This window comes from Citrobacter sp. KTE30 (assembly GCF_000398825.1).
Taxonomy (GTDB): domain Bacteria; phylum Pseudomonadota; class Gammaproteobacteria; order Enterobacterales; family Enterobacteriaceae; genus Citrobacter; species Citrobacter freundii.
Map to the genome: position 1 here is coordinate 3,103,854 of NZ_KB976055.1, position 14,383 is coordinate 3,118,236.

At 54.8% G+C, this 14,383-nt stretch carries 14 protein-coding genes; 3 read left to right on the plus strand and 11 right to left on the minus strand.

Features of this window, described 5'->3' with window-relative positions:
- Positions 1 to 16 precede the first annotated feature (16 nt).
- The 3 genes from truA to pdxB all read right to left on the minus strand — a co-directional run bounded on the left by truA (position 17) and on the right by pdxB (position 3,047).
- Positions 17 to 829, minus strand: coding sequence for a tRNA pseudouridine(38-40) synthase TruA (gene truA / locus WC1_RS08230; protein WP_003028142.1), 813 nt, complete (start codon positions 827 to 829; stop codon positions 17 to 19).
- A complete protein-coding gene (locus tag WC1_RS08225) occupies positions 829 to 1,842 on the minus strand; it encodes an aspartate-semialdehyde dehydrogenase (RefSeq protein ID WP_003839313.1) in 1,014 nt (337 codons plus the stop codon). Before WC1_RS08225 ends, truA begins: the two co-directional genes overlap by 1 nt.
- 68 nt (positions 1,843 to 1,910) lie before the next feature.
- Positions 1,911 to 3,047 carry a 4-phosphoerythronate dehydrogenase PdxB gene (pdxB, locus tag WC1_RS08220; protein ID WP_016150711.1) on the minus strand — a complete coding sequence of 379 codons (1,137 nt, stop codon included), beginning with the start codon at positions 3,045 to 3,047 and terminating at the stop codon, positions 1,911 to 1,913.
- Positions 3,048 to 3,155: 108 nt separating this feature from the next.
- Here pdxB and flk point away from each other — a divergent pair, with 108 nt between their 5' ends.
- The gene (gene flk / locus WC1_RS08215) at positions 3,156 to 4,157 is read left to right on the plus strand and encodes a flagella biosynthesis regulator Flk (protein WP_003845068.1); all 1,002 of its coding nucleotides are present in this window, start codon (positions 3,156 to 3,158) and stop codon (positions 4,155 to 4,157) included.
- Here the strand turns inward: flk and WC1_RS08210 are convergent.
- Positions 4,154 to 5,332, minus strand: coding sequence for an MFS transporter (locus WC1_RS08210; protein WP_016150712.1), 1,179 nt, complete (start codon positions 5,330 to 5,332; stop codon positions 4,154 to 4,156). The two genes, flk and WC1_RS08210, sit on opposite strands and share 4 nt — an antisense overlap.
- A gap of 213 nt (positions 5,333 to 5,545) precedes the next feature.
- On the minus strand, positions 5,546 to 6,760 hold the full coding sequence (gene fabB / locus WC1_RS08205; protein ID WP_003834815.1) for a beta-ketoacyl-ACP synthase I: 1,215 nt from the start codon (positions 6,758 to 6,760) through the stop codon (positions 5,546 to 5,548).
- Positions 6,761 to 6,919: 159 nt separating this feature from the next.
- Here fabB and mnmC point away from each other — a divergent pair, with 159 nt between their 5' ends.
- Positions 6,920 to 8,920, plus strand: a complete 2,001-nt coding sequence (mnmC, locus tag WC1_RS08200) for a bifunctional tRNA (5-methylaminomethyl-2-thiouridine)(34)-methyltransferase MnmC2/FAD-dependent 5-carboxymethylaminomethyl-2-thiouridine(34) oxidoreductase MnmC1 (RefSeq protein ID WP_016150713.1) — start codon at positions 6,920 to 6,922, stop codon at positions 8,918 to 8,920.
- Between the two features lie 114 nt (positions 8,921 to 9,034).
- On the opposite strand, the gene WC1_RS08195 is transcribed toward mnmC, so the two are convergent.
- Genes WC1_RS08195 through prmB form a run of 6 tightly spaced genes read right to left on the minus strand, consistent with a single transcriptional unit; the run spans position 9,035 to position 13,585 of the window.
- Positions 9,035 to 9,310 carry a YfcL family protein gene (locus WC1_RS08195; protein WP_003028163.1) on the minus strand — a complete coding sequence of 92 codons (276 nt, stop codon included), beginning with the start codon at positions 9,308 to 9,310 and terminating at the stop codon, positions 9,035 to 9,037.
- Positions 9,311 to 9,342: 32 nt separating this feature from the next.
- Complete coding sequence (locus WC1_RS08190; protein ID WP_003834819.1) at positions 9,343 to 9,891, minus strand: elongation factor P hydroxylase; 549 nt, start codon at positions 9,889 to 9,891, stop codon at positions 9,343 to 9,345.
- On the minus strand, positions 9,891 to 10,700 hold the full coding sequence (locus WC1_RS08185; RefSeq protein ID WP_003028167.1) for a sulfite exporter TauE/SafE family protein: 810 nt from the start codon (positions 10,698 to 10,700) through the stop codon (positions 9,891 to 9,893). Before WC1_RS08185 ends, WC1_RS08190 begins: the two co-directional genes overlap by 1 nt.
- Positions 10,700 to 11,524: a penicillin-insensitive murein endopeptidase gene (gene mepA / locus WC1_RS08180; RefSeq protein ID WP_003028168.1), complete on the minus strand. Its 825-nt coding sequence runs from the start codon at positions 11,522 to 11,524 to the stop codon at positions 10,700 to 10,702. The genes WC1_RS08185 and mepA overlap by 1 nt, the downstream gene beginning before the upstream one ends.
- Positions 11,525 to 11,527: 3 nt before the next feature.
- Positions 11,528 to 12,613 (minus strand): chorismate synthase, encoded by a 1,086-nt coding sequence (gene aroC / locus WC1_RS08175; RefSeq protein WP_003028170.1) that lies wholly within the window; start codon positions 12,611 to 12,613, stop codon positions 11,528 to 11,530.
- A gap of 39 nt (positions 12,614 to 12,652) precedes the next feature.
- Complete coding sequence (gene prmB / locus WC1_RS08170; protein ID WP_003028173.1) at positions 12,653 to 13,585, minus strand: 50S ribosomal protein L3 N(5)-glutamine methyltransferase; 933 nt, start codon at positions 13,583 to 13,585, stop codon at positions 12,653 to 12,655.
- A 166-nt stretch (positions 13,586 to 13,751) separates the two neighbouring features.
- On the opposite strand from prmB, the gene smrB reads away from it, so the two are divergent.
- Positions 13,752 to 14,303: an endonuclease SmrB gene (smrB, locus tag WC1_RS08165; RefSeq protein WP_003839296.1), complete on the plus strand. Its 552-nt coding sequence runs from the start codon at positions 13,752 to 13,754 to the stop codon at positions 14,301 to 14,303.
- Positions 14,304 to 14,383: the final 80 nt, after the last annotated feature.

Genomic DNA, 14,383 nt, shown 5'->3' on the forward strand with positions numbered 1-14,383 from the left:
CTTTATACGACTCAAATTAGTCCGCCAGAAATAGCGGGCCCATAGGCGGTTTTGGCAGGTCGAACCGGTCCGGGTAATCTACTGCAACCAGATACAGTCCTTCCGCTTTCGCCGTTGCCGCTGCCAGCGTTCTGTCCTTTGCCGCTAACAGTTCTGCTATCCAGCTCTCCGGCTGGTTGTTGGCGCCAACTTCCATCAGGCTGCCGACAATATTCCTGACCATATGATGTACAAAGGCATTCGCTTTAATATCCACCACCACATATGCACCGAAACGTTCGACGTTAATGTGCATCACGTTACGCCACGGTGTGCGCGACTGGCACTGTACCGCACGGAACGAGGTAAAATCATTTTCGCCAATCAGACACTGGGCTGCACGATGCATACGCTCAGCGTCCAGCGGTTCATAATAATGGGTTACCCCTTTACCCAAAACCGCAGGGCGCAACCGATGATTGTAGATGATGTAGCGATAACGGCGAGCCGTAGCGCTAAATCTGGCATGAAAATCATCAGGTACAGCTTTCACCCAGCGCACGGCGATGTCACCAGGTAAATTCGCATTTACCCCCAGTGTCCAGGCCGCATCTTTACGCTGGGCAGTGGTTTCAAAATGCACGACCTGCCCAGTGCCATGAACGCCCGCATCCGTGCGACCTGCACAAAAAACATTAATGCGTTCGTTCGCCACCTGAGAAAGCGCTTTTTCCAGTTTTTCCTGAACGCTACGCACTTCGTTCTGGCGCTGCCAGCCATAATATTTGCTGCCGTCATACTCAATGCCCAGCGCAATTTTATGGGTTGACGGCTGTTGCTGGTCAGACATTAGTACAGGTACTCCTGCACCAGTTTTTCCGCAATTTTCACCGCCATTAACGCGCCGCCAAAGCGTACGTTGTCTGCCACAGACCAGAACTGAACTTGCTCCGGCATACCGTAATCGTTATGCACGCAGCCAATAGAAAGGTGCGGAGTACCTGACGCGTCGCCAACCTGAGTCGGGAAGTCGGTCTCTTCCGACAACACCACATCTTCGCCGCGTGAAAACGCATCACGTGCTTCTTCCGCCGCCAACGGGCGCAGGGCTTCAAAATTCACCATCTGCGCATGGCCATAAAACACCGGGGACTGCACGATGCTGGCTGAGATAAGCAGACCGTCATCCTGCATAATTTTGCGCACTTCATCAACAATACGACGCTCTTCACGCACGCTGCCTTCGCGATCGGGCAGCAGCGGCAGCATATTGAACGCCAGCTGGCGACCAAAGAAATCATCTTCGTCAATCGGGATGCCGTTAAGCAATTTCGCGCTTTGTCCGGCCAGTGCGTCTACGGCTTTTTTGCCGTGAGCGGAAGCCGAAATAATATTGGTCACCGTAATCCGTGACAGCCCGCCGTCATCAATCAATGGTTTCAGCGCTGACAGCAACTGGCTTGTCAGGCTGTTTGGTACCGCAATCACATTGCGGTTACGGTAATCCGCCAGCACGAACGGGTTAACGTCCGGAACCACCAGCGGAACGTCTGGCTCAAGCGCGAACAGACCGCTGCTGTCAATCACCAGGCAACCCGCATTTGTTGCTTCTTCTACCCATGCGGCGGTGGCTTCAGTGCCCGCAACAAAAAATGCCAACTGTGCCTGCGTCCAGTCAAATTCTGCAACGTCCTGCACTATGACCGATTTACCGTTAAAACGCAGATGCTCACCGGCGCTTTCATTACGCGCCAGCGCATAAATTTCACCGACCGGGAACTGGCGTTCAGCCAGCGTATCGAGCAGGGCTTCGCCTACGGCGCCCGTTGCGCCCAGAATGGCAATATTCCAGCCTTCAGACATGGTGATTTACTCCAAGAAATACGTAAGCGTCCCTGTCGCATTATTCGACAGGGAGCATTAAGAAGACATTAATGTGCCGGATGATGAACAGCGTTAAAACCCAGCTTACACAATAAGGCAGCAGTCGTTGCGTCGTCACACATCACATATAAAGACGACCATTCACGACGCTCAAGGTAATTTTTACGCAGTTTATCAAACTCACCCGGAATTCCAGCGACTTTACGCAGCGGCGCATCATCGCGGCGCACATCATACACTAAATGCACCAGCCTTTTCAGCGTTGGCTGATCTAACGGGCCATGCAGGGTGATACGACCAAATTCCGGCGCGGGTAACAGGGTACTGAGCGCAACGTGCTGCTCGTGACCAATAAACTTACTATAGGCCTCAAAGACCTGCGTGGTGCCACGCGCTTTTCCTTCGAGGGTATACCCGGCAATGTGCGCCGTGCCGATATCGGCTTTCTCCAGCAACGCCACATTGAGATCCGGCTCTCCTTCCCAGACATCCAGCACAACGCTCAGCGACTGACCGGCATTCAACCGGTTCAGCAATGCTGTATTGTCGATGACCGGCCCACGGCAGGCATTGATCAGAATAGTGCCCGGCTTCAGTCGGCTAATCAGCGCATCATCCGCCATGTGCAGCGTTTTGTAGGGTCCGTCTTTAAACAGTGGCGTATGGAAAGTCAGCACATCGGCTTGCTCTACCAGTTCGTCCAGCGAGCGGAAATCACCCTCGTCACCGCGATCGGCTCGCGGTGGATCGCACAGCAGCGTGCGGATCCCCAGCGCTTCCAGACGCGCCTGCAAACGCCCACCCACGTTGCCCACACCCACAATGCCTACGGTGCGATCGCGTAACGCAAACCCGTCACGCTCCGCCAGCATCAGCAACGCTGAAAAAACATATTCTACGACCGCTATCGCGTTACAACCGGGCGCGGCGGAAAAACCGATCCCAGCCTGCGCAAGCCAGGCGTCATCCACATGGTCTGTGCCAGCGGTTGCCGTACCGACAAATTTAACCGGTTTTCCTCCAAGCAGTGATTCATTTACTTTCGTCACCGAGCGCACCATTAAAGCATCCGCATCATCCAGTTCAGCAACGGGAATCGGACGACCGGGAACCGCTTTGACCTCCCCCAAACGACTGAACAGTTCGCGGGCATAGGGCATATTTTCATCAACGAGGATTTTCACGTCTTTCGCACCTGTTTGAGAACGAGAGTTAACCGGGCAAGTGTGCCATAATCTCGCCGCCAGGCATACTGCGAGACCTGGTCAGCACAGATTTAAGGAACAGAGATGATGCAGCCCATTTCAGGTACGCCCGCACGCCCTCCCGGCGAAGGCCAAAATGCCCCTTCCGCTGCGGGTGAACAACCGTTATCCACGCAACAACGTACTGTGTTGGAACGACTAATTACCCGTTTGATTTCACTCACCCAGCAGCAAAGTGCTGAGGTGTGGGCCGGAATGAAGCACGATCTGGGCGTCAAAAGTGATACTCCGCTGCAGTCACGTCACTTTCCAGCCGCTGAGCAAAACCTTAACCAACGGCTGGGAGTTGCTCAGCAAAATCATGTTAATCGTCAGGTGCTTTCGCAGCTCACTGAATTACTGAGCCAGGGAAATAATCGCCAGGCGGTGAGTGATTTTATCCGTCAGCAGTATGGGCAAACGGCGCTCAGCCAGCTCACGCCTGAGCAGTTGAAAAACGTGCTCACGCTGCTGCAACAAGGGCAGCTGTCGATACCACAGCCGCAGCAGCGCCCGGCAACCGATCGCCCGTTGCTCCCCGCAGAGCACAATACGCTGAACCAGTTGGTGACTAAACTGGCGGCGGCTACCGGGGAATCCGGCAAGATGATCTGGCAGTCGATGCTGGAGTTGTCTGGCGTAAAAAGCGGTGAGCTGATCCCTGCCAAACAGTTTACGCACCTGGTCACCTGGCTGCAGGCGCGCCAGACGCTCAGCCTGCAAAGCGCCCCGACGCTACAAACGCTCCAGGCTGCGCTGAAGTTGCCATTAGAGCCGAATGAGCTGACAGCAATAAAAGAGTACGCGCAGCAGACGTATCAGATCCAACCACAATCGATTCTGACCACGGTGCAGGTGCAGGACTTGCTCAATCAAATTTTCCTGCGTCGCGTGGAACGAGAACGCGAGCTCAGCGATCCGCGTCATCTGCAGCCCATTTACAGCCCGTTCGCGCCGATGATTGAAACGGTTAAATCTCTGTCGGCACGACCGGGACTGTTGTTTGTTGCATTGATGATTGCGTTAGCCATTTTCTGGCTGGTCGCTTAACCTTTACGCAGCGTAAGCAACGTTACAATAATCCCCACCACGGCGGATATCGCCCCGGCAAGGAACACTGAGGGATAACCGTACGCGGTGGCCAGCACCCCGGCGACCGGCCCGCTTATGCCGTAGGAGATATCCTGAAATGCGGCGTAACCGCCAAGCGCCGTACCGCGAACCTGCGCGGGTACTCGCTTCACCACCTCGACGCCCAAGGCCGGGAAGATAAGCGAACACCCGGCCCCGGTTAATGCCGCTCCAAGCAGTGCAACCCAGGCTGTTGGGGCCTGCCACAGCAGAATCAGTCCTGCGGTTTCCACCAGCAAAGAGACAACGGCAACCTTCACGCCGCCAAACCGGTCCGGCATCCAGCCAAACAGAATGCGCATCAGCACAAACGCCCCGCCAAACGCGGTCAGGGTGAACCCCGCCATCGTCCAGCCGTTGCTGACAAAATAGAGTGAAATAAATGTACCGATCACCGCAAAGCCAACGCCCTGCAGCGCCAGGCCCAGGCCCGGTTTCCAGATAAGCCCTACCACGCTCCATAACGAAGGGCGTTCTCCTGCATGTGCAGGCACTTTACGCACGGTGCCGTTGAATACCCATGCCAGCAGCGGTAATACCATCGTGGTTCCCGCCAGCGCCGCGAAGCCAAAGTGGCTGTGGATCAACAGGCCCAACGGTGCACCGGCGGCCAGCGCGCCGTAAATCGCCATTCCGTTCCATGACATCACCTTACCGGAGCGTGTTGGGCCGACCAGCCCCAGCCCCCAGGTCAACGTTCCGGTGAGCAGTTGGCTTTCGCCAAAACCGAGGATCAAACGACCGACGATTAGCAACGCAAATTTTACGGGAACAGAAACAGGTAATAGCGCGGCTAAAAGCCACGCCGCACCCGCCAGCCCACAGGCAAACATCCCCTGTAGCGCCGAGCGTTTGGCACCATATTGATCGGCTAACCGCCCGGCGTAGCCGCGTGTTAATACCGTCGCCAGAAACTGTACGCCGACGGCGATGCCGACCATGGTATTGCCATAGCCCAGCTCCTGGTGCACAAACAGAGGAATGACGGGCAAAGGTAAACCGACCGTCATATAGGTCAGGAAAACCGCAAAAGCGATGCGAAACAGCGAAACGTTCGCCGAAGGTGTTTTTTCTTGTTGGGTTACAGCTGTCATGCGTTACTCCAAAATGCAGAGTAAGGCGAGGAATGCCCACGCCCCCTCTACCTGACTATCAGGATTAAGGTGCGTTGGATAACGTTAAACGCTTACGCATTATCAAGAGGATAATGTTGAAGCTGGAGTCTGCCTGTAAACCAGAGCGGTTGTCAACGATATAAAAAAGGGAGCCATCAGGCTCCCCTCTTGCACAATCTTTCAGTCTTACGCTTACAGCTTACGCATAACCAGCGTAGCGTTGGTGCCGCCAAAACCGAAGCTGTTAGACATAACAGTCGTCAGCGCCTGCTCGGTCGGTTTGGTCACGATGTTCAGACCTGCCGCCTGCTCGTCCAGTTCTTCAATGTTGATGCTTGGCGCGATAAAGCCGTGTTCCAGCATCAGCAGAGAGTAGATAGCTTCCTGAACGCCAGCCGCGCCCAGTGAGTGACCGGTCATGGCTTTGGTTGCGGAGATTGCCGGGCTGTTGTCGCCAAACACTTCACGAATCGCACCCAGCTCTTTCACGTCGCCTACCGGAGTAGAAGTACCGTGGGAGTTCAGGTAGTCGATCGGCGTGTCTACGCCGTGCATCGCCATCTGCATGCAACGTACTGCGCCTTCGCCAGACGGAGCAACCATGTCTGCGCCATCGGACGTTGCGCCATAACCGACGATTTCCGCATAGATGTGCGCGCCACGTGCCAGAGCGTGTTCCAGCTCTTCGACCACGACCATACCGCCGCCGCCAGCAATAACGAAACCGTCACGGTGTGCGTCATAGGTACGGGAAGCTTTGGATGGATCGTCGTTATATTTGGTAGACAGCGCGCCCATGGCGTCGAATTCACACGCCATTTCCCAGCACAGCTCTTCGCCGCCGCCAGCGAAAACGATGTCTTGTTTGCCCAGCTGAATTTGTTCTACTGCGTTGCCGATACAGTGCGCAGATGTCGCACAGGCAGAGCTGATAGAGTAGTTTACGCCGTGGATTTTGAACGGCGTTGCGAGGCAGGCAGAAACGCCGGACGCCATCGCTTTGGTGACCACATACGGGCCAACCGCTTTCAGGCCACGCGGGCTACGCATTGCGTCAGCACCAAACACCTGAAAACGCGGGGAGCCGCCGCCGGAACCTGCAATCAGGCCAACGCGCGGGTTGTTCTGGTAATCTTCTGCTGCAAGGCCGGCATCAGCCACAGCCTGTTCCATAGAAAGGAATGCATAGATGGATGCGTCGCTCATGAAGCGCACTACTTTGCGGTCAATGAGGCCAGTGGTATCCAGTTTTACGTTGCCCCAAACGTGGCTACGCATGCCGGAGTCCTTCAGCTCCTGAGAGAAAGTGATCCCTGAACGTCCTTCACGCAGAGATGCCAGGACTTCCTGCTGGTTATTACCGATGCTGGAAACGATGCCCAAGCCAGTAATCACTGCACGTTTCATTCAATACCTCTGTAAGTCGCACTATTTTAAAGTTTCGAGTGGCACAATAGCGTACACTTGTACGCCGAACAAGTCCGATCAGCCATTTAATGTGGAAATTTGCGCAGCCAGGCACTCATCGCTAAGATCGGGGCACAGCCTGCCAGACGAGTAACTTACGTGAAACAATACGCTATACAACCTGCCAACCTTGAATTCAACGCTGAGGGTACACCTGTTTCCCGAGATTTTGACGATGTCTATTTTTCTAATGATAACGGGCTGGAAGAGACACGTTACGTCTTTCTCGGCGGGAATCATCTCGCCCAGCGATTCCCTGCGCATTCACGTCCCCTCTTCGTGGTGGCAGAAAGCGGGTTTGGCACCGGACTTAACTTCCTGACACTCTGGCAGGCATTTGCCGAATTCCGCGATACCCACCCTGACGCTACCCTGGAAAGATTACATTTCATCAGTTTTGAAAAATTTCCGCTGACGCGTGAAGATCTGACCTTAGCCCATCAGCACTGGCCAGAACTTGCTCCGTGGGCCACGGCGCTACAAGAGCAATGGCCGCTGCCGTTAGCGGGATGCCATCGCCTGCTCCTTGATGAAGGACGCGTCACGCTGGATCTGTGGTTTGGTGATATTAATGAACTGACCAGCAAGCTCGATGACTCCCTGAATCAAAAAGTGGATGCCTGGTTTCTGGACGGTTTCGCGCCGGCAAAAAATCCGGATATGTGGACGCCAACGCTGTTTAACGCAATGGCCCGTCTGGCTCGCCCCGGCGGCACGCTGGCGACCTTCACCTCAGCAGGCTTTGTGCGTCGGGGATTGCAGGAAGCCGGGTTTACGATGCAAAAATGCAAAGGCTTTGGTCGCAAACGAGAAATGCTTTGTGGCGTAATGGATAAGACGCTGGCGCTCCCCTCCTCGGCACCCTGGTTTGCACGTACCGGAACAGATAAACGCGAAGCCGCCATTATTGGCGGGGGGATTGCCAGCGCATTGCTGTCGTTGGCGTTACTGCGCCGCGGCTGGCAGGTCACGCTCTATTGCGCCGACGATAACCCAGCCGGGGGTGCATCCGGCAATCGCCAGGGCGCTCTTTATCCGCTACTGAGCAAACATGACGCGGCCATTAATCTCTTTTTCCCCACCGCGTTTACCTTCGCCCGCCGGCTGTATGACGCCCTCCCCGTTGAGTTCGCGCATGACTGGTGCGGCGTGACGCAACTGGCGTGGGATGAGAAAAGCCAGCAAAAAATCGACCAAATGTTGTCCCTTGAATTGCCCGATGCGCTCGCCGTCGGGGTTGACGCAGAGCAGGTTTTACAAACGACAGGCGTAAAAACCGGATGCGGCGGGATTCAGTACCCCGCCGGAGGATGGCTATGTCCGGCACAGTTAACCGCCGCCGTATTCGACTATGCCGCAACGCTGGGATTACGCACCCGGTATCAACATACGCTGGCCTCACTGTCTCGACAGACAGAAAACTGGAAATTGGCGTTTGCCAGTGGAGCAACCGCCACTCACGCTGCGGTAGTTCTGGCTAACGGGCATCGCATTAACAGCGTTGAACAGACGCAGTCGCTACCGGTGTACTCTGTAGGCGGTCAGGTGAGTCACATTCCTACTACGCCTTCGCTTTCAGCGCTGCGTCAGGTGCTGTGCTATGACGGCTACCTCACGCCGCACAACCCGCAAAACCAGCAGCACTGCATTGGTGCCAGCTATCATCGCGGAAGTGAAGAAACGGTGTATCGTGCTGACGATCAGCAGCAAAACCGTCAGCGCTTAATAGATTGTTTCCCGAATGCCGCGTGGGCAAAAGAAGTAGACGTTAGTGGCAATGCCGCACGTTGTGGAGTGCGCTGCGCCACGCGCGATCACATGCCGATGGTCGGCAACGTCGCGGATTATGACGCCACGCTCAGCCAGTATGCCACTCTTGCCGAAGACAGAGAGCACGCCGTAAACGCCCCGGTTTATTCCGATTTATTTATGTTGGGTGCGCTGGGCTCGCGCGGGCTGTGTACTGCCCCGCTGTGTGCAGAAATTCTGGCATCGCAAATGAGCGATGAACCTATCCCTATGGATGCCAGCACGCTGGCTGCGCTGAATCCGAATCGTCTGTGGGTAAGGAAGTTATTGAAGGGTAAAGCGGTGAAATAAGATACCATCTCATCATTGCCTGATGGCGCTACGCTTATCAGGCCAACAATCCCCGTCCACGTAGGCCGGATAAGACGCCTTCGCGTCGCCATCCGGCACAATCCACTGCAATTATTATTGCGTTGCCTTTTGAAATAAAGTGTCCCACATCTCTTTCACTAACGCCTGGTCACGCGGCGAGAGTTCGCCTGCGCTGATGGCTTTTTCCAGGCTGCTGGTCACATTGGCGTACAATGCCTCAGCGGAATGGTCCTCGCCAGCATCCAACTCAGCCACAGCCAGCGTCAGGTGTCCACGCAAATAGCCACTGGCAAACAACTCATCATCGCTGGCGTGCTCTACCATATCGTCGATTAATGCCAGAATGCGTGATTCAAACTCCGCGATCATCTTCTTTCCTCATTGTAAACGTGGCAGCAGCTTCAGTTGAGCGCTTCGGGCCACGGGAATTGTTCCGCCGTAAGTTCAGGCGTGTGATAATAATTCTGTAACGCGTTAATAAAACGCGCCGGACGTTCAGGGATCCCCTTTTCCAGGTACTCCATTACCTGAGCATGAACACGGCGCTGGAATACCACGCGGTCTGGTTCAAAGTCCCCTTCGAGGTTGTCGCAACTGACGTTAAACGGGTACCCCGCCGCCATGCAAAACAACCAGTCAAACGCCTGCGGCTTCACTTCCACATCTTCAAACTGGCATTGTGTCTTCGCGTCGCGTCCGTCCGGGCAGTACCAGTAACCAAAATCGACCAGCTCACGACGGGCTTTACCGGCGATGCACCAGTGTGAAATTTCGTGTAACGCACTGGCGTAATAACCATGCGCAAAAACGATACGGTGATACGGTAATTCCGCATCCGCAGGAAGATAGATCGGTTCGTCGTCGCCTTTAATCAGACGGGTATTAAATTCATCGGCAAAGCAGCCGTTAAAAATCTCAATTAACTGTTCGTAGTGATGCGTATTATTCATTAGTTCATCCCCAGCCAGTGGAGAATCTCCTGTCCATGATTATCATAAAGTAGCTTGGCGCTCATCACGGCGGAGACAATAACGATCATTGGCCGAATGAGTTTTTGTCCTTTGCTGAGCACCAGTCGAGAGCCCATCCGTGCGCCAATAAACTGGCCAATGAGCATCACAAAACCTGTCGCCCAAATCACTTTGCCGCCGAGGGCAAACAACAACAACCCACCGATATTCGATGTGGCATTTAATACTTTGGCGTGGGCCGTCGATTTCGCCAGGTTGTATCCGCACAGCATGACAAAGGCCAGCGCGTAGAACGACCCTGCCGCCGGACCAAAAAAGCCATCGTAAAAACCGACGCAGCCTCCCGCCACCAGCGCGAAAGGTAAACCGTGCAATCGACGCTGTCGGTCCTCTTCCCCCACTTTCGGCATCAACAGAAAGTAAAGGCCAATACATATAACCAGAACCGGCAGGATCTGGCGCAGAACATCTGACTGCACGTGCTGAACCAATAGCGCCCCGCTCATTGATCCGACAAACGTCATGAAGATATTGAGCTTCTGATCCGCCAGATTAACCACGCCACGACGAATAAAATAGAGGGAGGAAGAGATAGATCCCCCACAGGCCTGCAACTTATTGGTCGCCAGCGCTTGCGCAGGTGGCATCCCGGCCGCCATCAATGCCGGGATGGTGAGTAGACCACCGCCTCCGGCCAGAGAATCAATAAAACCTGCCAGCATCGCCACAAAAAACAGCACACCTAGCAGCAGTGGCGACACCATAAACAGAGAGGCAAAATGATCCATTAGAGTACATGCTCGTCCAGTAGCGCCTGGCAGGAAGGCGGCAACGGCGGCGGTGTCTTCTTCTCAGGCTTGGTGGTTCCAGGTTTTGGAGGTTCGAACCAGCTTTGCAGCTCTGCGCCACAGCCGTCACCCGGTGGCGGTAACGGTTGATCTTCACACTCAAGGCTGTCGGCAGGGCAACGTAACCGCACGTGCATATGCGCACGATGCTGGAACCATGGCCGCACTTTACGCAACCAGTCCCTGTCGGTCCCTGCATCCAGACAAAGTTGTTGCTTAATCGCCGGATTCACGAAAATACGCGTTACTTCATTATCTTTTGCAGCCAGCCTTACCAGGCTAAAAATCTCCGGTTTCCACAGTGATGGCACAACACGTTTGCCGTCCTGTGAGACCAGATCTAACGCCTGCGGCCGCAGCAGTTGCGACTGGGTCCAGCGCGTTTTCGGCAGTTGCAGGAAAATATCCACATCCAGTCCCGTCTGGTGGCTGGCGTGACCGCCATTGAATCGCCCACCGGCCGGCATACCCATATCGCCGATTAACACCGTGCCCAGCCCCTGACTATTAGCCTGATTACTCAGACGCTGGATAAACCTCACCAGATCCGGATGGCCAAAGTAACGACGCTGATCGGTGCGCATCACCTGATAATGTTCTGACTGTACAGGCAGCGTATCTGCGCCAACAATACAGCCATTGGAAAACGCGCCGATAGACTGCGCGCTGCCCGCAACCGGATGGGTAATTTTCTGCCAGGGCGTCGCCGCCAGACAGGCGGTACTGGCAAACAGAGCCAGCGCCGCAAGTGCCGTTTTTTTCATCTCTTACCAGCGTGGAATATCGGTCTTCACGTCCGCATTTTGCGCCCGCTGACGCAGCAGGTGATCCATCAATACGATCGCCAGCATCGCCTCGGCGATCGGTACGGCGCGGATCCCAACGCACGGATCGTGACGACCTTTAGTGATCATTTCGACTTCTTCACCAAAGCGGTTAATGGTGCGCCCTGGAACGGTAATACTGGACGTCGGTTTCAGCGCCATATGAGCAATGATTTGTTGCCCGCTGCTGATCCCACCCAGAATGCCGCCCGCATGGTTACTCTGGAAACCTTCTTTGGTGATTTCATCTCGGTTCTGGCTGCCACGCAGCGCAACAACGTCAAATCCGTCGCCAATCTCAACGCCCTTAACGGCGTTAATGCTCATCAGCGCATGGGCGATGTCGGCATCCAGGCGGTCGAATACAGGTTCGCCAAGACCCGCAGGCACACCGCTTGCAACAACGGTCACCTTCGCCCCGATGGAATCGCCCTCTTTCTTCAGCCCGCGCATCAGTTCGTCCAGCGCTTCGAGTTTATCCGGGTCCGGACAAAAGAACGGGTTAAGTTCCACCTGGGACCAGTCTTTTATCTCCAGCGGAATATCACCCATCTGCGTCAGGCAACCGCGAATCTCAACGCCGAACTTTTCCGCCAGATATTTTTTGGCAATCGCTCCGGCCGCCACGCGCATCGCTGTTTCACGTGCGGACGAACGCCCGCCACCACGGTAGTCGCGCAGGCCATATTTCTGCTCATAGGTATAGTCGGCGTGTCCTGGACGAAAAACGTCCTTAATCGCGCCGTAATCCTGTGAACGCTGATCGGTATTTTCGATCAGCAGGCCAATGCTGGTGCCAGTGGTAACGCCCTCGAACACCCCGGAGAGGATTTTCACCTGATCCGGCTCACGACGCTGCGTAGTGTATCGCGATGTGCCTGGACGCCGTCTGTCGAGATCGTGCTGCAGGTCAGCTTCTGTCAGAGAAATGCCCGGCGGAACACCATCGACAATACAACCGAGCGCCAGCCCGTGTGATTCGCCGAAAGTGGTTACGCGAAAGAGTTGCCCAATTGTGTTTCCTGCCATCACGGCTCCGTTATGAGTGTTGTGTATGTGCGCGTGTAATTAGTCTTTATAAATGCTGAAGTGCTCACGAGCAGCAACTAACTGCTCTTTGGTCAGCATGAATACGCCGTCACCGCCGTTGTCGAACTCCAGCCAGGTGAACGGTACATCCGGATATTGCTCTATCAGATGTACCATGCTGTTTCCGACTTCACAAATCAGAATACCGTTATCTGACAGGTAGTCTGGGGCGTTCCCCAGGATGCGGCGGGTAAGTTTCAGCCCATCACTGCCGGACGCCAGACCCAGCTCAGGTTCGTGACGATATTCGTTTGGCAGATCGGACATATCTTCCGCATCGACATACGGCGGGTTGGTCACAATCAGGTCATACTGGACTTTCAGCAGATCGCGGAACAGATCGGAACGGATCGGCGTGACGTGATGGATCAGGCCGTGTTCTTCAATATTGTGTTCGGTCACCGCCAGCGCGTCAGTGGAGATATCCACCGCATCAACTTCGGCTTCCGGGAAGGCATACGCGCAGGCAATGGCAATACAACCGCTGCCGGTACACATATCGAGGATATGCTGCGGCTGCTCATTAATAAGGCCCGCAAAGCGGTTATTGATAAGCTCGCCAATCGGTGAACGCGGAACCAGCACGCGTTCATCAACATAAAACTCATGCCCGCAAAACCAGGCTTTGTTGGTCAGATAAGCAACCGGAATGCGCTCGTTGACGCGGCGAATCACGCGTTCAACAATACGATGACGCTCACTCGAGGTCAGACGCGCGGTACGCATGTCTTCCGGAATATCCAACGGCAAATAAAGTGACGGCAGCACCAGTTGTACGGCCTCGTCCCATGGGTTATCCGTGCCATGGCCATACCAGATGTTCGCCGCGCTAAAACGGCTGACCGCCCAACGCAACATGTCCTGAATGGTATGCAGTTCACTCACTGCTTCATCGACGAAAATTTTATCCACGTATTCCTCCAGGGCATGCTCGTATTAATTTCGGCGGCTAGTTTGCCACGAAGACGGCGATAAATCAGCATTCACACAGGGCCTGAGCGCGAAAATTGCGTTTTAAGCGATCGGATGCCCGCCGAGTCGGGTTAAACTAATGGAAAATAAAAGTTGAGACTCTCGAATGAAAAAGAAAACATCGCTCAGCGAGGAGGATCAGACGCTGTTTCGCCAGCTGATGACCGGCACGCGTAAAATTAAACAGGACACCATTGTTCACCGACCTCCACGTAAAAAAATTGCCGAGGTTCCGGTTAAAAGACTGCTACAGGAGCAGGCTGATGCCAGCCACTATTTCTCGGATGAGTTTCAGCCGCTGCTGAATACGGACGGCCCGGTAAGATACTTGCGTGCCGACGTCAGCCATTTCGAACTGAAGAAAATGCGCCGTGGCGATTACTCTCCGGAGCTGTTTCTCGATCTGCATGGGCTGACCCAGCAGCAGGCCAAACAAGAGTTAGGCGCGCTGATTGCCGCCTGTCGTCGTGAGCATGTATTTTGCGCCTGCGTGATGCATGGCCACGGAAAACATATTTTGAAACAGCAAACGCCGCTTTGGCTGGCCCAGCATCCGCACGTGATGGCTTTTCATCAGGCACCGAAAGAGTACGGTGGCGACGCCGCGCTGCTGGTGCTAATTGAAGTAGAAGAGTGGCTACCGCCCGAACTTCCGTGATGCAGAAAAACAGAAAGAGCCGCGTTTGCGGCTCTTTGCATTTTCGGATGACGGCTGCGCCTTATCCGATACCAACCTTT